Raw genomic sequence first — 1,929 nt, 5'->3', positions numbered from 1 at the left:
CCGACCATTGCAGGAGGCCGCCAAATCGCTCGCGGAACAGGACGGCTCATCGCGCTGGGGAGCTTGCTCGGACGTCTCCCGAGGAACCTCTGAACAAGTCGTGGCCGTCGGCGAGTGATGATAGGCTGCTGGCGGGTACGAGGAGTGTCGAGGGGTGAAGCAGCTGAGTTTTCGGACGCGGAGGCGGCAAGCGGAAGCAGACCCGGCGGGAGGTGCTTTTTGCGGCGATGGAGCGTGTGGTTCCGTGGCAGCAGCTGGAGGCGGTGATCGAGCCGCACTAACCGAAGGTTGGCGGCGGCCGGTCGCCCTATGCGCTTTCAACGATGTTGCGCATTCACTGGCTTTCAGCGGTGGTACGGGCTGAGCGATCCGGCGATGGAAGAGACGTTGTATGAGATTGCGTCGATGCGGCAGTCGCTGGTCTTTCGCCGGCACGCTTGCGCCATGGCGGCGTCGCCCGGCGCGACCAAGTCTGCCGGCGTGCTCGCGACCGTCAAGGACAAGCCCGTGCGGGCGCGCCCCAAGAGGCGCGTCCTTGACCGCCGCTACGCGCGCCGGCCTGCGCTGTGCGTGGGCCGGGACGAAGGAACGGGCTTCGGGGGAGCCGAACAAAGGAACAGCACAACCAGGAAGAACAAAACCTCGTTACATCACATGCCGTGATCCCAAATCATCAACCGTCCACGAAACCGGCGCAGGTCCAAAGCACGAAAGTTACCGCAGAAATTACATGGAGAATCTCATGAAGGCACGAGAACCGCTTCTCGCAATTTGCGCTTTAATCTCGATTGTCGGCCTAGCGTTGCCCGCCACAGCCCAGACGGCAGTAGCCATCATGAAAGACGCCAGCGGCAAGGAGGTCGGCAAGGTCGACCTGACCGAAACGCCACACGGCGTGCTGATCAAGCTGTCGTTGAAGGGCTTCCCCGCTGGCGAGCGCGCCTTCCACATCCATGCCGTCGGCAAGTGCGAGCCACCGTTCAACAGCGCCGGCGGCCACTTCAACCCCACCGGCAGGAAGCACGGCATGGCGGCGGCTGAGGGCGCCCATGCCGGCGACATGCCCAACCTGTTCGTGCCGGCGAACGGCGAGCTCATCGTCGAGGTCGCCAATCCGGCCATCACCTTGGTCGAAAGCAAGCCGAATAGCGTGTTCGATTCGGACGGCTCGGCGATCATCATCCATGCCGGCCCCGACGACTACAAAGCCGATCCCACCGGCAACGCGGGGGATCGCGTCGCTTGCGGCCTCATTGCGAAGAAGTAGCGCTACAGGCCGAGTCCTGCACCTTGAGGTACTCTTCTGAAGTTGCCTGCCGTCGTTGGGCGCCCCAACAGCCGGTTCGAGGGCATTGTCACGGCAATCTGAGTGTAGCGGTCCCTTTGGCAGAGTGGTAGCCACCGGGTTGAACAAGATCAGCTAAGCCGGCATTGTCACGTTCGCTGGTTTTGCCGGCAATCTTCCTAGCAGCCTGTCGGACTGAGGTCGCATGGAAGTTGATTGAGGGCCACCTCGAAGAATGGCCTGTTTCGACGAGTCTTGCCGATAGGTGGTGGAATCTGATTTTTGTCGACGAGGGACGTTGAGAGTTTCGACTAGAGGTAGTATTTCCAACGGCCTCGGCGGCCGTGAGTGGCTGTGATCGGAGTTTTCTGCTCCGCTCGACGTGCTGCAGGCAGACTCCACCCGTCACGTTGCCGCCGACTGCTCCAAGCTCATCAGGCGACGGATATTGTAGGTGAGGTTCTGGAGCCCGATCTTGATCTTCGCACGAACGATGCCGATCGTGCGCACCATACGCCCGCCCGGCGCATTCTCCTGCGCGCCGAACACGTGCTCGATGCGAGCGCGCACCTTGCTCTTGGCCGTGTTGGCCGCCACCTCCGCCTCGGTCAGCGGACGATTGCGCCGGCCTCGCTTGTGAATGC

1 protein-coding gene and 2 pseudogenes are annotated in these 1,929 nt (G+C 62.4%); 2 read left to right on the top strand and 1 reads right to left on the bottom strand.

Going from position 1 to position 1,929, the window contains the following annotated elements:
- Positions 1-212 precede the first annotated feature (212 nt).
- Positions 213-414: pseudogene (locus AB7O82_RS33895) on the top strand (transposase); the annotation flags it as partial.
- Between the two features lie 421 nt (positions 415-835).
- Positions 836-1,267, top strand: coding sequence for a superoxide dismutase family protein (locus AB7O82_RS33890; protein WP_428552443.1), 432 nt, complete (start codon positions 836-838; stop codon positions 1,265-1,267).
- Positions 1,268-1,690: 423 nt separating this feature from the next.
- Here AB7O82_RS33890 and AB7O82_RS33885 read toward each other — a convergent pair.
- Positions 1,691-1,929 (bottom strand): annotated as a pseudogene (locus tag AB7O82_RS33885) (IS5/IS1182 family transposase); the annotation flags it as partial.

Origin of the sequence: Reyranella sp., assembly GCF_050185545.1 — a bacterium.
Taxonomy (GTDB): Bacteria; Pseudomonadota; Alphaproteobacteria; order Reyranellales; family Reyranellaceae; genus Reyranella.
The sequence above is the reverse complement of the archived record's forward strand: the minus strand, read 5'-3'. Positions and strand labels throughout refer to the sequence as shown.

Bases quoted from the DNA above. Each gene is read 5' to 3' on its own strand.
- AB7O82_RS33890 (WP_428552443.1), top strand. From the start codon at position 836: ATGAAAGACGCCAGCGGCAAGGAGGTCGGCAAGGTCGACCTGACCGAA.